At 62.5% G+C, this 16,489-nt stretch carries 24 protein-coding genes and 1 tRNA gene; all 25 read left to right on the plus strand.

All coding sequences use genetic code 11. The annotated features are described in order from the left end of the window. The coding region (locus tag FB461_RS11770) for a WhiB family transcriptional regulator (RefSeq protein ID WP_142122363.1) at nucleotides 1-325 on the plus strand (325 nt) is incomplete at its 5' end. A 163-nt stretch (nucleotides 326-488) separates the two neighbouring features. After that, nucleotides 489-941, plus strand: coding sequence for a single-stranded DNA-binding protein (locus tag FB461_RS11775; protein ID WP_142122365.1), 453 nt, complete (start codon nucleotides 489-491; stop codon nucleotides 939-941). 192 nt (nucleotides 942-1,133) lie between these two features. Then, nucleotides 1,134-1,436, plus strand: coding sequence for a DUF4406 domain-containing protein (locus tag FB461_RS11780; RefSeq protein WP_142122367.1), 303 nt, complete (start codon nucleotides 1,134-1,136; stop codon nucleotides 1,434-1,436). Further along, a complete protein-coding gene (locus FB461_RS11785) occupies nucleotides 1,433-1,792 on the plus strand; it encodes a hypothetical protein (protein ID WP_142122369.1) in 360 nt (119 codons plus the stop codon). The genes FB461_RS11780 and FB461_RS11785 overlap by 4 nt, the downstream gene beginning before the upstream one ends. Before the next feature lie 239 nt (nucleotides 1,793-2,031). Continuing rightward, on the plus strand, nucleotides 2,032-2,523 hold the full coding sequence (locus FB461_RS11790) for a class I SAM-dependent methyltransferase (RefSeq protein ID WP_246046249.1): 492 nt from the start codon (nucleotides 2,032-2,034) through the stop codon (nucleotides 2,521-2,523). A 112-nt stretch (nucleotides 2,524-2,635) separates the two neighbouring features. After that, the gene (locus FB461_RS11795; RefSeq protein ID WP_142122373.1) at nucleotides 2,636-2,929 is read left to right on the plus strand and encodes a hypothetical protein; all 294 of its coding nucleotides are present in this window, start codon (nucleotides 2,636-2,638) and stop codon (nucleotides 2,927-2,929) included. A 110-nt stretch (nucleotides 2,930-3,039) separates the two neighbouring features. Further along, a complete protein-coding gene (locus tag FB461_RS11800) occupies nucleotides 3,040-3,438 on the plus strand; it encodes a hypothetical protein (protein ID WP_142122375.1) in 399 nt (132 codons plus the stop codon). An 11-nt stretch (nucleotides 3,439-3,449) separates the two neighbouring features. Further along, nucleotides 3,450-3,686: a hypothetical protein gene (locus FB461_RS11805; protein ID WP_142122377.1), complete on the plus strand. Its 237-nt coding sequence runs from the start codon at nucleotides 3,450-3,452 to the stop codon at nucleotides 3,684-3,686. Between the two features lie 62 nt (nucleotides 3,687-3,748). Further along, entirely contained in the window at nucleotides 3,749-4,081 is a 333-nt protein-coding gene (locus FB461_RS11810) for a hypothetical protein (RefSeq protein WP_142122378.1), read from the plus strand. Further along, nucleotides 4,078-4,671, plus strand: coding sequence for a hypothetical protein (locus tag FB461_RS11815; protein ID WP_142122380.1), 594 nt, complete (start codon nucleotides 4,078-4,080; stop codon nucleotides 4,669-4,671). Before FB461_RS11810 ends, FB461_RS11815 begins: the two co-directional genes overlap by 4 nt. Nucleotides 4,672-5,006: 335 nt before the next feature. Next, nucleotides 5,007-5,186, plus strand: a complete 180-nt coding sequence (locus FB461_RS11820) for a hypothetical protein (RefSeq protein WP_142122382.1) — start codon at nucleotides 5,007-5,009, stop codon at nucleotides 5,184-5,186. Between the two features lie 387 nt (nucleotides 5,187-5,573). Further along, on the plus strand, nucleotides 5,574-5,894 hold the full coding sequence (locus FB461_RS11830) for a DUF4326 domain-containing protein (protein WP_211349924.1): 321 nt from the start codon (nucleotides 5,574-5,576) through the stop codon (nucleotides 5,892-5,894). 267 nt (nucleotides 5,895-6,161) lie between these two features. Continuing rightward, a complete protein-coding gene (locus tag FB461_RS11835) occupies nucleotides 6,162-7,049 on the plus strand; it encodes a hypothetical protein (protein ID WP_142122388.1) in 888 nt (295 codons plus the stop codon). Nucleotides 7,050-7,423: 374 nt separating this feature from the next. After that, a tRNA-Asn gene (locus FB461_RS12090) sits at nucleotides 7,424-7,492 on the plus strand. Nucleotides 7,493-8,312: 820 nt separating this feature from the next. Then, on the plus strand, nucleotides 8,313-8,621 hold the full coding sequence (locus FB461_RS12565; protein WP_170222754.1) for an HNH endonuclease: 309 nt from the start codon (nucleotides 8,313-8,315) through the stop codon (nucleotides 8,619-8,621). Nucleotides 8,622-8,724: 103 nt separating this feature from the next. Then, entirely contained in the window at nucleotides 8,725-9,132 is a 408-nt protein-coding gene (locus FB461_RS11850) for a hypothetical protein (protein ID WP_142122392.1), read from the plus strand. Then, nucleotides 9,129-10,733: a hypothetical protein gene (locus FB461_RS11855; RefSeq protein ID WP_211349926.1), complete on the plus strand. Its 1,605-nt coding sequence runs from the start codon at nucleotides 9,129-9,131 to the stop codon at nucleotides 10,731-10,733. The genes FB461_RS11850 and FB461_RS11855 overlap by 4 nt, the downstream gene beginning before the upstream one ends. 8 nt (nucleotides 10,734-10,741) lie before the next feature. Then, nucleotides 10,742-12,130, plus strand: coding sequence for a phage portal protein (locus tag FB461_RS11860; RefSeq protein WP_142122394.1), 1,389 nt, complete (start codon nucleotides 10,742-10,744; stop codon nucleotides 12,128-12,130). Next, nucleotides 12,099-13,112: a hypothetical protein gene (locus FB461_RS11865; RefSeq protein ID WP_142122396.1), complete on the plus strand. Its 1,014-nt coding sequence runs from the start codon at nucleotides 12,099-12,101 to the stop codon at nucleotides 13,110-13,112. Before FB461_RS11860 ends, FB461_RS11865 begins: the two co-directional genes overlap by 32 nt. Next, a complete protein-coding gene (locus tag FB461_RS11870; protein WP_142122410.1) occupies nucleotides 13,112-13,831 on the plus strand; it encodes an HNH endonuclease in 720 nt (239 codons plus the stop codon). Before FB461_RS11865 ends, FB461_RS11870 begins: the two co-directional genes overlap by 1 nt. A 50-nt stretch (nucleotides 13,832-13,881) precedes the next feature. Continuing rightward, entirely contained in the window at nucleotides 13,882-14,427 is a 546-nt protein-coding gene (locus FB461_RS11875; protein WP_142122398.1) for a hypothetical protein, read from the plus strand. Nucleotides 14,428-14,445: 18 nt separating this feature from the next. Beyond that, a complete protein-coding gene (locus FB461_RS11880; RefSeq protein ID WP_142122400.1) occupies nucleotides 14,446-14,832 on the plus strand; it encodes a potassium transporter in 387 nt (128 codons plus the stop codon). A 15-nt stretch (nucleotides 14,833-14,847) separates the two neighbouring features. Next, nucleotides 14,848-15,864: a major capsid protein gene (locus FB461_RS11885; RefSeq protein ID WP_142122402.1), complete on the plus strand. Its 1,017-nt coding sequence runs from the start codon at nucleotides 14,848-14,850 to the stop codon at nucleotides 15,862-15,864. Next, nucleotides 15,864-16,028 (plus strand): hypothetical protein, encoded by a 165-nt coding sequence (locus FB461_RS12100; RefSeq protein WP_170222755.1) that lies wholly within the window; start codon nucleotides 15,864-15,866, stop codon nucleotides 16,026-16,028. The genes FB461_RS11885 and FB461_RS12100 overlap by 1 nt, the downstream gene beginning before the upstream one ends. Before the next feature lie 17 nt (nucleotides 16,029-16,045). Then, nucleotides 16,046-16,465, plus strand: coding sequence for a Gp19/Gp15/Gp42 family protein (locus FB461_RS11890; RefSeq protein ID WP_170222756.1), 420 nt, complete (start codon nucleotides 16,046-16,048; stop codon nucleotides 16,463-16,465). Nucleotides 16,466-16,489: the final 24 nt, after the last annotated feature.

The raw sequence follows: 16,489 nt of genomic DNA on the forward strand, positions 1-16,489 counted from the left end.
CGATCCCCGCATCGACAAGTCGATCCCCTGGCAAGAATCGGCGCCCTGCCGCGAGAACCCCGACACGTTCTATCCCGAGGACGTGGGCCGGACAAAGCAGCCGCCGATCATCAAGGCTGCTGTGGCGATCTGTCGTGAGTGCCCGTTCCAGCGCGAGTGCCTGACCGAGGCCGTCGAGACCGAGCGGAGTAAGCGCGGGATCATCGACAACACTGCCGGCATCCGCGCAGGCATCACGGCCGACATGCGCCGTGACGTATACCGCGTCGCACGGTCACGCGATGAGGCGCTGGCAATGCTCATAGACGCGAGGGAATCGCCATGAAATCGATGCCCAAAAAGCGCCTACTGCTCGACCTTCAAACCCCGCACGGACGATTCGCGCGGGGTCTTTTATTGCCCGGAATCGGCCTCGGAAATGGGCTGACCCGAATTCACTATCTCCCCGGCCATTATGACGATGTGCCGGACTTTGCATTGGAGGATGCATGACAAACACAATCACAGTCTCAGGGAATCTGGGGCGAACGGCTGAGCTGAGATTCACGCCGAACGGCCATCCGGTGCTTGAACTTGCCGTGCCTGACCAGCCGCGACGCAAGAACCGCGAGGCCGGCAAGTGGGAGGACGACGGCGATGTCACCTGGTATCGCGCCTCACTCTGGGGGCAAATGGCCGAGGTGATAGCCAATGCGAATATCGCAGTGAAAGGCGCACCGGTTACTGTCACCGGCGTTTTGCGTCCCAGGGAATACGAGAAAGATGGGCAAACGAAAACCAGTCTCGATATTCGCGTGGACACCGTGAAGATCGACGCGCCAAGAAACGCGCAATCTCACCCCACCCCACCGTCCACCAACAACGACCCGTGGGGATCGAGCGTGGCGAAGGGAGGTGTGAGTGATGTTCGAGCATATGCTGACGATTCTGCCCCCTTCTAGCCCGCTCTACGCACAGTTCAGGGGCAACGCAAACCGCAGGCCAATCGTCGTCAAGAGTAGGTCGCGCGATGTCTGGTATGCGGCTCGCCACCCTCGGGCCAAGCCGAGTTTCACCGAGCATGAATCTTGGGCAGACGCACTCAAGGCCGCGCACACGGAAGCCGTCCGACCGCGCGTGACTGAGGCTCCGTGTTGACCCGCGTCTATGTCAGCGGCCCCATGACGGGCTATCCCGACCTGAACGTCAGTGCATTCCGAGAGGCGGCACGACGCTTGCGGACGGTTGGCGCGAGTGTCGTCAATCCACATGAACTCGATCACTTCGGCTCGACCGAGTGGCACGAGTTCATGCGCACCGATATTGCGGCGCTCGTGGGCTGTGACGGCGTTGCAACCCTCCCCGGCTGGCAAGAGTCGCGTGGTGCGGTGCTCGAAGTCCACATCGCACACGCGCTGGGGATGGCCGTCGAGCCGATTGAGAGGTGGGTGGAGTGACCCGCAACCGAGCAAGCGCGAAGAAGGCGGGCTCCAGCTTCGAACGACTGGTCGCGGACTATCTCGCCGAGCATGTCGACGATCGCATCGACCGGCGCGTCAAGACCGGCGCCAAGGATCGCAGCGACGTCGGCGGGCTACGTCACATGGGCCAGCGAGTTGTCATCGAGTGCAAGAACACCACGCGCCTCAGCCTCGGCACATGGATCACCGAGGCCGAGATTGAGCGCGGGAACGACGATGCCGGGGCTGGCCTAGTCGTGCACAAACGGCACGGCAAGGCTTCCCCCGGCGATCAGTTGGTGACCATGACGCTCGCGGATTTCGTGAGCCTACTGAACGGGGAAAGACCATGACCTGCAAACACTGCGGCCAACCGTTCGACCCCACGTCAGGCGGCCGGCGGAATCATCAGCAGCTTTTTGGGCATCAACCCGAGGCTACCGAATGAAAACCACCCAAACCGGCGTCGCGATCCTCCCCTGCGATTGCGGCACCGAGCATCCATCGGCGCGCGTCCACTGCACCACATGTGGGCGCGCGTCGGCGTTTATCAATGCAGGGCTTTGTTTGCGATGCAGGAAGGAGGAGTGAGGTGCCCCTGCCGCCGATCCTCGACACAGCATGCGGTCCTCGAATGATGTGGTTCGACCCACTTGACGACCGCACCGTCTTTGCTGACATTCGCTCCGAGTCCATCGAACTCTGCGACGGGAGGACTGCCGTCATCTCCCCCGACCTGCTGATCGACTTCCGAGAGTTGCCGTTCACTGACGACGCGTTCTATCACGTCGTGTTTGACCCGCCGCACTTCAACCGGCTCGGCAAGAACTCGTACACGGCACAGAAATACGGCTCACTCGCCCCTTCGTGGAAGGACGACCTGCGCGCAGGATTCGCCGAGTGTTTTCGGGTGTTGAAGCCGCACGGAACGCTCATCTTCAAGTGGAACGAACATCAGATACCCATCGGTGACGTGCTCGCCCTAACCGATCAGAAGCCGCTCTATGGGCACAAGTCGGGCAAGGCGAGTAAGACCCATTGGATCGCGTTCATGAAGCCGGGAAGGGAGGTGCGTGTTGACTAAAATGCGCGGGATCAAACCTGAGATTTGGACCGATTCAAAGTTCGTCCGACTCAGTCCGCTGGCCCGACTGTTGTTCATCGGATTGTGGAATCACGCATGCGACAACGGCCACGTGGAGGATGACGCCGTGGAACTCAAAATCAGGCTCCTGCCGCTCGATAACTGCGACATCAACGCACTGCTCGATGAGATCGCCGCAACCGGACAAATCGAGCGCACTGACGGGTGGCTCAAGGTGCCAAAACTCCCGGTACATCAACGAATCGACCTGCGATACCTCACGCTGTGTGCACGGTGTGCAGACGATCCTGAAACGGTATTTTCGGACGCTGACAAGAGGGTCCGCACGACGGGTGCACAGCGGGCGCACGACGGGCACCCGAAGGAGAAGGTGAGAGGAAGGTGAAAGGAAAGATAACTACGTTACGTACTTACCTCAAGACACGTAGTGGCTTGGGTAAGTACCCATCTACTTTGCTAACTCATCCTTACGTTACGTAACGCGCGAGGAGGGTGATGATGAATCAAATCTCCGCCGACCAAGCCCGACCGCTCGCCGCATTCGCGGCATCGCTGCGGGCCGACTGGGATCAACCCGGCATCCTCAAGGCACTCTCGGACAACCGGCTGCGAGGCGATGTCCACCAACTCACGGACGCCACCCTCAGGGCCGTTCGCGACCCGCAAGCCAAGACGCCCGCCGCCATCGGATGGGATCGCTACTGGCCCACCGCGACCCTGCCCCGTGAGCGCCGATTCTGCACCGAGCCCGATCACGAGCTCTACACGCTCCCCTGCCGAGAATGCAGGGCCGAGCAAATCGCGCGGGAATCCCAACCCCGCGAACTACCACCACCGGCACCTAGACCGGAATCAACCCGACCCCGTTCCGACCGGAGCGGGGTTTCTGCATGAAGGAGGAAAACGTGAACTTCAAGAAAGCACTCAAGGCCGAATATGCACTCGCGGTCGCCAGACACAAGGAGGCCATTGCAGAATCTCGCATGGCCGACGACGCGCTTAGCCTTGCGCACGCCGAGGCTGAGGCTGCGCAAGGCAGGAGTTTCGATGCGCGTCACGCACTCACTGCCGCATCCGACCGCGAGCAACGGCTACTCGCGGTCGCCAAGGACTACGGCGTGAAGGTAGAGGAAAGCGCATGAGCCGCGCCGAACTCCTCGCTCACGTCAGCGTCACTGCCGCCGTGAGCAAGTTCGCAGAGGCAATGAAGGCGATCGAGCATGTCACACTCACCACCAAAATCCGCCTCGGCACACTCGAGGCCAAGGCGAGGCCGAAGCGGCGCGCGAGGATGCTGGCTGTCGAATCTCCGGAATCGCCAGACCGGAAGCGTGTTCTGCGAGCCCTTGAACTCGCGGGCGTCAACCCGAATGCCGTTGCTATCGATCCGCCGCCGTTCGCCAGTCGGAACTTCCTGGAATTCAGCGAGATCCAGTTCGACGGCCCGCGCAAAATCATTCACCACCGCAAGGGCAAATTTGTCACCAAGCGGCGCGTGATCCGCAACCCTGATCCGAGACTTTGGAGGAAACCGTGAACCCAGACTGCGCACAAGGAAAGCACGCCGCCTGCACGGGCGACGCATGGAACGAGATCGCGGATGAGTTGACCGCCTGCGACTGCGACTGCCACCAGGACCGCCCCGATCTGCCACAGAACCGCCCCGAGAACGCGACGGGAGGGGCTGAGCGGGCATCCGGCGGGTCGGACGAACAAGGGGGCCTTAAATCGGATTCTGCTGGGTCGGCGGTTGGCCGCCTTGACGAAATCCGAGCGCGGGAGCAGGCCGCGACCGGGGGGCCGTGGGCATTCCACGCCGACTCGGGAGCCCCGTTGGATGCCGACGCCGTTGATGCAGCAGACGGTACCGAGGTGTGCAGTTACCTGCTGCCCGCCAACGCCGAGTTCATCGCCCACGCCCGCGAGGATATTCCCCGACTTCTCGCCGCTGTGGATGCGGTGCTGGAGTTGCATAAGGCGACGAGGTACGGCGACATGGTTGGCGACCTCAAGCATGCATTAACTCACGACGTTCTCGTTTGCCCCATCTGCGAGGACGGTACCGGAGGCTACGAAACCTACCCCTGCCCAACAGTCCGCGCGATCACGGAAGCGGTGGGGTCGTGAGCACGCGAACGATCAAGGCCACCGAGAACCTGCCACAGCACTTGAGGAGCCTCGCGCGCAGTGTCGCCTACACGGGCGGACACGCTGCGGTTTTCCGCGCGGCGGCCGACGAGATTGAGCGACTGAGGCGGCAGGTCGAAACAGTACGGGCACTGCAAGAAACCGTGCATGTGTGCGTGATAGATGAGGAGCGAGTGTGACCACAGTGACCGCAACCCGCCCTCGATGTGGACGCAAGAAAAACGGGACGTGCCAATCAACCAAAACCGGCTGATTGCCGGAAATCAACCACAAGCCGCTGACCGCGGCTTTTTTCATGCCCTAAGGAGCGTGACATGGACGACGAAGAGCCCGAACGTTGCCAGAAGATCATCGGCCGATCGTGGGACGACCCTGGCGACCAGTGCGAGAACGAAGCGCTCGAGGGCGGGCTGTGCATCGAGCACGACCCGGACGCGATCGCTGAGGAGCGGGCAGACATGGCTTGGTCGGCATGGAAGGACGGTGAGCGGTGATGCCGATCCGACCCGAAAATCGCGGGCGCTACCCCGCCGACTGGAAGGAAATATCGCGCCGGATTCGATTCGAGCGCGCCGATCATCGCTGTGAATGCGAAGGCGAATGCGGGCGGGGTACGCATGATGGCCGGTGCCCGAATGTGCATTTAGGGGTTGCTTACGGAACCCACTCGCGCGTCGTATTAACAGTTGCTCATCTCGACCACACGCCGGAAAACTGTTCCGACGACAACCTGCGAGCAATGTGCCAGGGATGCCACTTGCACTATGACCGCGAGCACCATGCGGAGTCGCGAGCGGCCAACCATCGCAAGGCGGCAGAGGCGGCCGGCCAAATGCCACTGGCACTACAGGACGGGGAATGAGATGCCTAAACGAATCCAGATGACGCGAAAGCACCCGTGGCGTGCGGACAACCCGGATGCGGTGATCGTGGCGCGTCCGAGCAAGTGGGGAAACCCGTGGCGAGTGTGGCGCGACCCGAAACTCGGTCGCTGGATTTGCAAGGCTGACCATGAGGCTAGTGCCGAGCGGCTCCTCTCGAAGGGCGATGCTGTCGCCACTGCGGTCCGTCGATTCAAAGCATGGGCTTGGCGGCTGGATGTCGCCGAACTCGCAGGCAAGGATCTCGCCTGCTGGTGCCCGCTCGACCAGCCGTGCCACGCGGACGTGCTGTTGGAACTGGCGAACAGGGAGACGCAATGACCCGCCTAATCCTCGCGCTCATCATCGCCACAGTCTCGTATGGCTGCGGTGGTGAACCTGCGATCCCGTTCAAGTTGGTGGCTCGGGCGTCAGTGAATGCCAAGCGGAAGCGGAGGGAGCGATGAGCGTCAAGACACTCCGCGCCATCCTCTGCGGACTCAAACGCGGGGCGAGGGCCGGGCTCATGCTCGACCCTGGTACGCACAACCGAACATGCCCGAACGATCCCACCCGCTCCGGCGGGTCTTTTTATGCCCAGGAGGGTGAATGACACACGCTCACGAGTGGATCGAGAACCCCGCCGCACGAGCCGATTCTGAGACGTGGGGTTGTGAATGTGGCGAGTTCTCGGACATCTGCCACGTTTGCTCCGAGCCCAGCGGATCTACCCTGTGGATCTGCGAGAAGTGCCTGCGGCGCGAGGAGACCTTGCTCGACGACGTTGAGCGACTGCGGAACCAGTGGGACGAGCGAGACCGGAATCGGGAAGCGTCCCCGATGGCGCCCAAGCTCGTGCGGGCAAAGTCCGCCGGCGGGGAATCGATGGACTTCGAGGATGCTGAGGGCGAGTGGCTCGCCTGGCATGCGCGCTGGTCGGACTTCATGACGCCATCGGCCGAGGGGGCGCTTGTGGATCTCAAGCGCTGGCTGACATGGGCTGTCCACAACCCGCGCGAGTCCGGATTCGAGGCGTACCAGACTGACATGCGCAGGGTCCGGGCATCCTTGCTGCGCATCGTCGGGCTGGCTCCTGAGAAGGTCGCCGCACAGTGCGTGTGGTGCGACGGCAAGGTCGTGCGTGATCGGTGCGACCAACGCGGCCGGGCATATCCGGACGGGCTGCGCGATGAGGTCCGATGCACCGGATGCGGGGCGCAATGGCCGACCGAGGAGGCGCTGCAGACATTGGTGCGGCAAGGGCTCGCTGGCCTGCCTGAGCGGGCACCTGAGGCGCTCGTGACTATCGAGCAGGCTAAGCGGGTGTGGCCAGATGTGGATCGCACAACCTGGCACAACTGGAAGCGCCGGGATTCCCTATTCAAGGACCGTGACCGTGAGCCACTGGGCGTGATCGCGATCCTGGTTCGCCGAGGAGGGTTGCCTGGACGACCTGGTGCGCCACGCCATTCCCGCGAGATGGCGCACTCGCGATGACCTGGTGATATAGTTGACGACAGTTGGGTCCCTTTAGTGCACCCAAAACCAAGCCTCGACCGTAACCCGGCCGGGGCTTTTGTGATTGCCCGGATAGCGCGAGGTGCTGCCACCTCAACCGTTCAGTCGATCCGCTCCGGGAAGCGCAGTCCGCCCAGGGGGCGGCAATTGGTCCGCAAGCGAGGTCCGGAACTCCGGAGGCCAGATGGCTAGGGATCTTGCTCCCGCATCCATCTATTGCTGAGCGCCGTCCTCCGGGACTGGCGCTCGATGTGGTAACGAGGGGCGCGCATTCGTACTACGCGCACACACTCGCGGGATGGCAGTCTGGTCAGACACCCTCTCCCGGAGCGCCGAGGTTGACCACCTTGGTGTCGTCAGTAGCACAGCGGCCTAGTGCGCGGTGATTATCCGAGACGGTGGTTCGAATCCACCCTGACGAACTTGGCGCGAGAGTGACGACTCGATGACCGCCAAACCACTTCCCCACTCCCAGCCTGCGTCAACGCGCGCCCGTCACGCTATACATCTTCATGCGCGCAAAGGCTGACTGACGAGTTCATGACGGCGCTCCCCTCGTTGCAACGGCAGACCTGCGTGAGGCTGGGAGGTTTGGGGATGGCGGCTAAGCGAGTGTGCTCCGACTGCCCTGCGCTGATCGAGCGTACGCGACGACGATGCGAGTCATGCGCTCGCGAGTTCGAACGCAGGCGAGGAACCAAGGCTGAGCGCGGATATGACGCTGCGTATCAGCGAGCACGCCGCGAGGCTAAGCGAGAGGTCGATGCAGGCCGCGCAAAGTGCTGGCGATGCGGTGGTCGCATCGAAGCGGGCGGCACGTTCGATTTGGGGCACAGCGATGACCGGACAGCCATCCGGGGCCCTGAGCATCCTTGGTGCAATCGGTCTGCGGCTGGTCGATCGGCGCATAACTAAAGACGGCTCTGGCTGATCCCCAGAGCAAGAAAGGCCCGCTATCTCCAGGTGGCGGGCCTTTCGCATACCTGGAGGCAAGACATGAAACATTGCAGCGTTGAAGGTTGCGAGAAGAAGCACCGCGCACGCGGGCTATGTTCAACGCACTACAACCGCAAGTACCAGCCAAGCAGGCACGCGGCTCGCCCCACGCCATGCGTCGTGTGCGGTGCGGTAGTTGTTCGAGGAACAGCGAGCAATCGACGTCATGTCTGTTCATTGGGGTGCCGGTCAAGCCTCTCGGGCGCGTCAGGTGGCGGTGGATCTTACAACTGGACATCTGACGCAATGGTTCGAGCACGGCGACTAGGCGCTGTGGTGATTGAACCAGTTGCGCGGGATGACGTGTTTAGCCGTGATGGTCATCGCTGTCAGATTTGCGGTGAAAGAGTTAACGAGCCAACGCCGTTCGACCCACAGTCGGCAACCGTGGACCACATCATTCCGTTATCCATGGGCGGCGAGCACTCGATGCGGAATGTTCAGACAGCCTGCTTGCGTTGCAATTCCGCCAAGCAGGACAGGATAAGCAGCACTCCCGACATGCGGCGCCATGAGCTGCCATCCACCCCGGGGGATGGCCCCCGCCACCTATAAGTAGCGTGGCCGCCGGGGAGGTGCCTCGCAGTCCAGACCCCTGAGTTTTATTACGACCGCGACCGGCAATATCACCTGAGGCATGAAGCGAGGAGGTCTCCGAATGTCCACGACGCCCGAAGGCCTCTCTCGTGGAGGGGCCGACCTCTGGAATCGAATCACCGAGGTACACGATCTCGATGTCGCGCAAGAAGTCACCCTGTTGGAGGCCTGCCGCGCGAAGGACCGCCTCGACAAACTCGATGCACTGCTGCGCGGCGATGTCGAAACCTGGTGCCACGTCGACCTGCCTGATGCCGGCGATCCAACGCTGGTCATCAACTCCGCCCTTCGCGAGGCCAACACAACAGCCAATCTCATGAAGCAACTGATAGCGGCGCTCCGACTTCCAGACGAGGCGACCGGGAAGAAGCCGCAGCGCCGCGGCCCGCGGGGAGCGCAAAAGCCCAGTATTCCCGGCGGTAAGGTGTCATCTCTCGAGCGGGCAAGGGCGGCTAAGGCGGGTGCGTGACAGTGGGGTTTGTTCCGCTGTTCGACGGTCATGTTTGCTCACTCGGCTACGAGGTTTTGGATTGGATTCACGCCTTCTGCTGTCACGGCCCGGGCGATGTCCAAGGTGAGCCGCTCGACTATGACGACGAGATTCGCGAGTTCATCATCGACTGCTACCGGATCAATCCGAACACTGGCCGGCGCATCTTCCGGGAGGCCATCTTCTCCCGTCCGAAGGGCCGGGCGAAGTCGGAGATCGCAGGCATGGTTGTCGTTGCCGAAGCACTCGGGCCAGTCCGTTTCGATGGCTGGGATGCGAACGGGCAGCCTGTAGGTAAGCCGGTCCGCTCGCCGCTCATCAAGTGCCTAGCAACCGAGGAGTCACAGGCTGGCAATACGTTCGAGAACGCCGCGTTTGTGCTCGGCGAATGGGGCCCAGATGAGCATCCCGAGATTTTCGGCGGCACATCCGGCGTGCGTAAGTACCAGTCAGCATCGGCTGTCTACATTCCCGGCGGAGGCGAGGTTCGAGCCTCCACGTCGGGCTCAGCGTCGAAGGATGGCGGCAAGGAAACGTTCGTCGTCCCCGACGAGAGCCACCTGTACGTCCTGCCAGAACTGCGGTCGATGTACGCGACGGTCATGCGCAACCTCGGCAAGCGGAAACTCGCCGATCCGTGGGCGCTCCAGACGACGACGGCATACCGTCCTGGCGAAGAGTCGATCGCTGAGCAGAAACTCACCGCGTGGCGCAAGGGGACGCTCGACCCGTCCACCTACGTTAACCACCGTGAAGCGCGCGGCAAGATCGACATCAAGGATCGCGACCGCACGCTCAAGCAACTGCGTGACGTGTACGGCGCCGCAATGGACCCCGACACAGGCTGGATGGAGCCAGAGCGCGTCTACCAAGACATGCTCGACCCCACTGTGTGCCGCGACGAGGCCGAAGCGGCGCGCTACTATCTGAACCGGCCGATGTCGGGCGCCGATGCGTGGATCGCCAAGCGAATTCACGAGCGGCAGACGCGCGCGGAGGTAGTGGCGCGCGGAACGGCCATCGCGATTGGCTTCGACGGATCCCTCAATAACGACTCGACAGTCGTTCGCGGGTGCCGCATGTCAGACGGCTTCCTGTTCAAGATCGGCGTGTGGGAGAAGCCCGAAGGTCCTGCCGGCGAAGGCTGGCAGGTTCCGCGCGGTGAAGTTCTTGAGACCATACGCCAGGCGCACAAAGACTTCGACGTCATTCGCGGCTATTACGACCCTCACGAGTGGCGATCCGACATCGACACACTGGCCGAAGAGTTCGGCGATCGCGTTGTGCAGTTCGCCACGTCACGCTACAAGCCAATGTCCGAGGCGCTCGACCTGCTTCACACAGGGCTGACGACCGGCGAGATCTGGCACGACGCCGACCCGATTGCCGCCGAGCACTACGGCAACATCTTCAAGGCTCCTCGCGGCGGAATGATGCTCGTCCGCAAAGAGAACCCGAACTCCCCACGCAAGATTGACTCCGTTGTTGGCGACGCGATTGCGCTGACCGCACGTCGTGACGCGATCCTCGATGGCTGGAGTGCCGAACCCAAAGAAAACTACTTCCGACTCCCCCGCTAGGAGGCTTCATGGCGCTCTCAACGGAGGAAATCGACCTCATCGGCCTTCACAGGGCGCGGCTCACGAAGGCCTCCCGGAACGACGAACTCATGCTGCGGTATTACCGTGGCCGTCAGCGCGTTGAGCAGCTCGGAATGGCGATCCCCCCAGCGATGCGCAAGTTCCTCGTCATCGCGAACTGGGCTCGCACTGTTGCTGACACGATCAATTCTCGCCAGCAGGTGAACTACATCTCGCTGCCTGGCATCGAAGGCGCGGATGACACTCTGCGTGCGATTTTGCGGGCGTCCAACGCGGCGGCGCAGATTCGCATGTTCAACCTCGACCGGCTTATCTACGGGCGGGCGTTCATGTCGGTTGGCGCGAACGAATCCGATCCGAAACTGCCCCTCTTGCGCGCCGAGTCACCCCGCCAGATGGATGCGATCGTGGATGCTCGACGCGAAGTCGTATCGAGTGCTTGTCGGTTCTTCATCAAGAACCCCAAGCCGGCCGGAAGTGCTCAGCGTCAGGCGTCCAGCGCCACCAACGCCGTGCTCTACCTGCCCAACGTGACTATCTGGACCGAACGGGGCAAGGGCGGTAAGTGGGAAGAGATCGACCGTGACGAACACGGTCTCGGCGACGTGCCCGTGTTCATGCACCTGAACCGGCGTCTGGCTGGGTCGTGGGAAGGTGAATCGCAACTCACAGACATCATCCCTTTGCAGGATGCCGGCGCGCGCTCCCTCACGAACATGCAGTTCGCGCAGGAGGCTCACGGAATTCCGCGCATGTGGATGACAGGCGTCGGGCGCGAGGACTTCCAGGACGAAAAAGGCAATCTCATCCCGCAGTTCGAGGCCTACTTCGACGCGATTCACACGCTGCAAAAGTCCGACGCGAAGGTGGGCCAGCTCACCGCGGCCGATCTGAAGAACTTCGAGACCGCGATGACCCTTTATGGCCGCCAAGCCTCGATCGTCACGGGCTTCCCCGCGCGCTATTTCGGCATGACAACCGTCAACCCTCCCGCCGAGGGTGCTGTGTACGCAGACGAGTCGCCGATGAATCGGTCAATCGAGATGCAGAACGACGAGGTTGGCGTCACGCTCGGCTGGGTCGCAGCGATGGCCTACCGGTTTGCGACTGGCGATAAAGTCTCGGGCAATCGAGTTGTCGTGGAGTGGCACGACCCTGGCACGCCAACCGTCTCTCAGCGCGAGGACGCTCTGTCGAAGCGCCGCGCCGCTGGAGTGTTGAGTGTTGAGGGCTACTGGGATGAGCTCGGCTGGGATCAGGATCGCCAGAAGCGAGAGCGCGAACGACTCGATAGAGAAAACATCGACCCCTACCTAGCCACCATCGCCGCCAAGGATAAGGCCAATGAGCCTGCAAACCCTCCCAGCGGCGGCTAGGCAGTACGGCCGCGACCAGCGCACCGAGATCGGCGCCGCCATCAGTGCCGTGAATCGCATCTGGCGGCGGATGGGCGACGACTTTGATGCCTCATATGCGGCAATCGAGCCCGAACTCTTGTCCGTGCTCGACTCGTCACAACGCCGGATTGTCAACGGATCGATCGAGGCCACTCCCGAGATCTTGGCCGCAACGGCACCGCGCGCTCTGAATCGCTCGGCAGAGTGGGAACTAGCCCCGTCCGCGCTGATCGGAACTGCGGGCGATGGCCTGCCAACCGAATCACTCGCCTACGGCTCGGTGATTCACGCCAAGACTGCGGTCAAAGGCGGCGCAACCACTGCCGAAGCGCTGTCGTCAGCCGGCAAATGGCTCTCGACCGCAACCGGGACACTGCTGTCCGACACGGGACGTAGTGCCGAGAAGGTCACCGCGCTTGCTCGCCAGAATGTGATGTTCGTGCGGATGCTACAGCCGCCCTCATGCGGTCGCTGCATCATCCTGGCTGGCAAAAAGTTTCGCAACCAGCAGGCGTTCGAAAGGCATAATGGCTGCGATTGCCGCAACATTCCGGCAGACGAATCGATCGCCGACGACCTGCTCGTCAACCCCGAGACCTACCTGTCAACGCTCAGTGAGCGGGACCTCATCCGCGCGCTCGGCTCTAAAGCCAACGCTGAAGCGTGGGATCTCGGCGCCGACACGAACCAACTGATCAACGCCTACCGAAAATCTGGCGGCGTTCGCTCAGCCCAGGTTTACGGCCGCACCGTGAAATACACCACCGAGGGCACAACGCGCCGCGGACTCGCCTACAAGGCCATGTCTCGCGCCGGGTACGCGCAGAAGGAACTCGATGAGCGCGCGGGTCGCTACTTCCGCACCCGCGCACCGCGCTTGATGCCTGAATCGATCTTCCAGATCGCCGAGAACCGAGCGGACGCCAAGAGACTCTTGCGATTGTACGGGTGGGTGAATTGATGCCGAGCGCGGATGCTTGCTTGCTTGATGGATGCGTTCGACCGCAAGCACGTTTAAGAATTTGCAATGCTCACTACTTGCGCGCGACACGTGCGGGTGTTCTAGACCAGGTGCTGGAGACGTTGCCGGAACGAGAGTGTGCGCAATGCGGATTTAAGATCGCACCTCGCGCGAAGGTGACAAAGATCTATTGCAGTCAAAGATGCACCAATGTCGCTAATTGGCAGTCGTGTAACAAGGAGGATCGCGCGGCCAAGCACCGCGCATGGCGCGACGCCACGAGAGATTCCCGCATTCAGAAGACTCGCGATCGGCTAGCTGATCGTAAGTGTGAAGAATGCGGCGCGCCAATCGAAGCACAGCGATCAACCCGTCGATTTTGCTCTAGGAAATGCATCAACAGACGTGCGGACCGTGATAATCCACATCGTCGCGCCGAGTTGCGTCAAAAAAGGCGCAAGAACTTGATTGCAGGCGCCGCCCCTGCTGGTGTAACGGAACGCGACTGGAATCGACTTGTCCGTAGATATGACAGCAAGTGCGCATATTGCGGCGAAACGAAGCCGCTCACCGTTGATCACGTTGTCCCAATATCCCGCGGGGGTCGTCACTCGATAGGCAATGTGCTCCCAGCCTGCCTCCCGTGTAACACCTCAAAGCGAGACCGCTTGCTAATCGACTGGCGAACGAGATTACTTCCATTGCGCCTTGCTGGTTAGCACCACCCCACCGCCATGCGACGTGGCATCGAACGATTCGAGAGGGAATCATGCACCGCAAATTCTTCAACAACCCGCACCTGCGCTTCATCGAGGAGCCTGCCGAGCCTGCGGGCGGAAAGGCTGACGACTCGGCTCCGAAACCTGCCGAGCCCGCCGCAAAGCCGGAGGGCGAGAAGCCGCTCGGCGAGCCTGGCCTCAAGGCTCTGCAAGCCGAACGTGAACGCGCGTCGAAGGCCGAGAAGGAAGCCGCAGACCTGCGCAAGCAGATCGAGGACGCCGGCAAGACCGCCGAGCAGAAGGCTGCCGACGCACTCAAGGCCGCGCAGGACAGTGCTGCCGCCTCGTCGCTCAAGGCACTTCAGTATGAGGTCGCCGCCGAGAAGGGCATCGACCTCAAGCTCGCATCACGGCTTGTCGGCTCGACCAAGGAAGAACTCGAGTCCGACGCCGACAATCTCAAGACTTTGGTGGGCGCGAGGCCTACCGGACCAAAGCCGGACCCTTCTCAGGGTGGCGGCTCAACAGCGTCCGCGACGGGCGTCTCTGCTGGACGCGATCTCTTCGCGGATCGGCACCCATCCAAGAAGAAATGACCCTTAGGAGGGATCACTATGCCTCGTCTCCGTACTGAGACTTTCGGCGGTGGAGACCAGTCCTGGCTCGGGTCGGCGCATGGCATTGCCAACGCGCGCACCGAGACGCTCGACATCTCCGCTTTCACCCCCGCGACCCACTACCCGAACGGCTACATCCCGTCCGGCACCCCGGTCGCCAAGACCGGCACTGGCCTCGTCCCTTACGACGCCACCGAGGGCACGACCACGGGCGCCGGAGTCCTCGCGGGCTTCGTGCTCACCGATCAGCCGGTCATTGGGACCAACGACTTCGCCGTCCCGCTGTTCGATCACGGCCGCGTGGTCGTCGCCAACCTGCCCACCGCTTTCGTCGCCCCCGCTGCCGCTGCCAAGCGCGCCGCCACGACGATCGTTTTCGTCTGAAAGGAGGGCTAGACCATGGCATTGTGGACTGACCTCATTGACCCGGCAACTCTGACCGGGTATGCCCGCGAGTCTCTTGCAAACATCGAGGCGCGTAAGGGCACTCTCGCCCGATGGCTCCCCAACCGCGAGGTTGCCGACATCATCGTGCGCTTCGTCGCCGGGCAGGCCGGCCTCGTACCCGAGGCAAAGTACCGCGCCTACGACGCCGAGCCGACCATCGGCAAGGCGCCGAGCGGCAAGCGCGTCATCCTCGAACTGCCCGCAGTCGGACAGAACATCCCCGTGACGGAGTACGCGCAACTGCGCAACCGGAACGCGGCCGACGACGCGGTGTTGCGTAGCATCCTCGCTACCACCGACCGTGTGGTCGCGGCTGTCGCAGACCGCGTTGAGCGCCTGCGAGGAACTGTGCTCACCACCGGCAAGGCGACCATCGCAGAACTGTCCCCGGACGGTGACGACTTTGGCCGCAACGCCCTGCACGACATCACAGCGCCCGCGCTGTGGTCCGTCGCGGGCACCGACCGGCTGTCGCAGTTGCAGACGTGGAGCGACACCTACGAGACCGATAACGGTGTCGCGCCGGGGGTGATCCTCATGTCGAAGCGCGCCCTTCGCGCCCTGGCCGCTGGGACTCAGTTCCAGACTCAGTTGGTCAACGGTGGCGCACGTCCGGCAACCGAATCCGAGGTCGCAGCGATCATCGCAGGCCACGGCCTGCCGGAGATCGTCACCTACGACCGCAAGGGCTCGGCGGGTCGGTTCACCCCGGATGACCGCGTGTTCCTGCTCCCCTCGCCGGTGGAGACTGACGCCTGGGAAGAGACGGAACTCGGCGCTACTTTCTGGGGCCAGACCCTCACCTCGCAGGACGTCGACTACGCCATCGAGGACGGTGAGCAGCCTGGCGTGGTGGCTGGTGTCTACAAGAACGAGAAGCCGCCGATGATCGCCGAGGTTATCTCCGACGCGATTGCCCTGCCGGTCCTCGCGAACGCGGACCTGTCGTTCGTCGCGAAGGTTCTGTGATGGCCACCGTCAAGGCGGCGACCATCGTGCAGAATCCCCTCACCGGCGAGGCTGTCGGCCTGCGCGCTGGTGACGAGATTCCCGACTGGGCCGCCGATCAGATCACCAACCCTGACCTGATCAACGGCGACAAGCCAGCACCCAAGCGCACGGCACACAAGTAAGGGAGATGGGGCGACCAATGACCTACGCAACCATTGAACAAGTCGCGGCACGGCTCGGTCGCCCCATCACCGACCCTCTCGAAATCGACCAGGTCAACGCCTGGCTCTCTGACATCGAGGCCGCGATCCGGGCTGGCTTCCGGCGCGCAGGGTTCGACCTCGCCGCGCAAGTGTCGGCAGGCGAGCCGATCGGGGATGAGGTTGCCAGTGTTGAGGCATCGGCTGCAGTTCGGCGCATTCAGAATCCGACACCTGGCAGAACCTCGCGCACCGAGTCTATCGACGACGGCTCGGTGACTGACCGCTGGGAATCGTCCAGTGACCCGTGGGCCATCACGGATACCGAGTGGGAACTTCTGCTCCCATCTGCGGCGCCTGGCGCATTCTCGGTCCGCCCCAGCTTCCAACCTGATCGAGGCTGCCATGACTATTGGTGACGAACTGGCTGCGACCCTCCCCGC

Origin of the sequence: Rarobacter faecitabidus (genome assembly GCF_006716265.1) — a bacterium.
GTDB classification, from domain to species: domain Bacteria; phylum Actinomycetota; class Actinomycetes; order Actinomycetales; family Cellulomonadaceae; genus Rarobacter; species Rarobacter faecitabidus.

Excerpts from the sequence above, each read along its gene's own strand:
- FB461_RS11775 (WP_142122365.1), top strand. The coding sequence starts at position 489 with ATGACAAACACAATCACAGTCTCAGGGAATCTGGGGCGAACGGCTGAG.
- FB461_RS11800 (WP_142122375.1), top strand. The coding sequence starts at position 3,040 with ATGATGAATCAAATCTCCGCCGACCAAGCCCGACCGCTCGCCGCATTC.
- FB461_RS11810 (WP_142122378.1), top strand. The coding sequence starts at position 3,749 with ATGAAGGCGATCGAGCATGTCACACTCACCACCAAAATCCGCCTCGGC.
- FB461_RS11820 (WP_142122382.1), top strand. The coding sequence starts at position 5,007 with ATGGACGACGAAGAGCCCGAACGTTGCCAGAAGATCATCGGCCGATCG.
- FB461_RS11830 (WP_211349924.1), top strand. The coding sequence starts at position 5,574 with ATGACGCGAAAGCACCCGTGGCGTGCGGACAACCCGGATGCGGTGATC.
- FB461_RS11835 (WP_142122388.1), top strand. The coding sequence starts at position 6,162 with ATGACACACGCTCACGAGTGGATCGAGAACCCCGCCGCACGAGCCGAT.
- FB461_RS12565 (WP_170222754.1), top strand. The coding sequence starts at position 8,313 with ATGGTTCGAGCACGGCGACTAGGCGCTGTGGTGATTGAACCAGTTGCG.
- FB461_RS11850 (WP_142122392.1), top strand. The coding sequence starts at position 8,725 with ATGTCCACGACGCCCGAAGGCCTCTCTCGTGGAGGGGCCGACCTCTGG.
- FB461_RS11860 (WP_142122394.1), top strand. The coding sequence starts at position 10,742 with ATGGCGCTCTCAACGGAGGAAATCGACCTCATCGGCCTTCACAGGGCG.
- FB461_RS11865 (WP_142122396.1), top strand. The coding sequence starts at position 12,099 with ATGAGCCTGCAAACCCTCCCAGCGGCGGCTAGGCAGTACGGCCGCGAC.
- FB461_RS11870 (WP_142122410.1), top strand. The coding sequence starts at position 13,112 with ATGCCGAGCGCGGATGCTTGCTTGCTTGATGGATGCGTTCGACCGCAA.
- FB461_RS11875 (WP_142122398.1), top strand. The coding sequence starts at position 13,882 with ATGCACCGCAAATTCTTCAACAACCCGCACCTGCGCTTCATCGAGGAG.
- FB461_RS11880 (WP_142122400.1), top strand. The coding sequence starts at position 14,446 with ATGCCTCGTCTCCGTACTGAGACTTTCGGCGGTGGAGACCAGTCCTGG.
- FB461_RS11885 (WP_142122402.1), top strand. The coding sequence starts at position 14,848 with ATGGCATTGTGGACTGACCTCATTGACCCGGCAACTCTGACCGGGTAT.
- FB461_RS12100 (WP_170222755.1), top strand. The coding sequence starts at position 15,864 with ATGGCCACCGTCAAGGCGGCGACCATCGTGCAGAATCCCCTCACCGGC.
- FB461_RS11890 (WP_170222756.1), top strand. The coding sequence starts at position 16,046 with ATGACCTACGCAACCATTGAACAAGTCGCGGCACGGCTCGGTCGCCCC.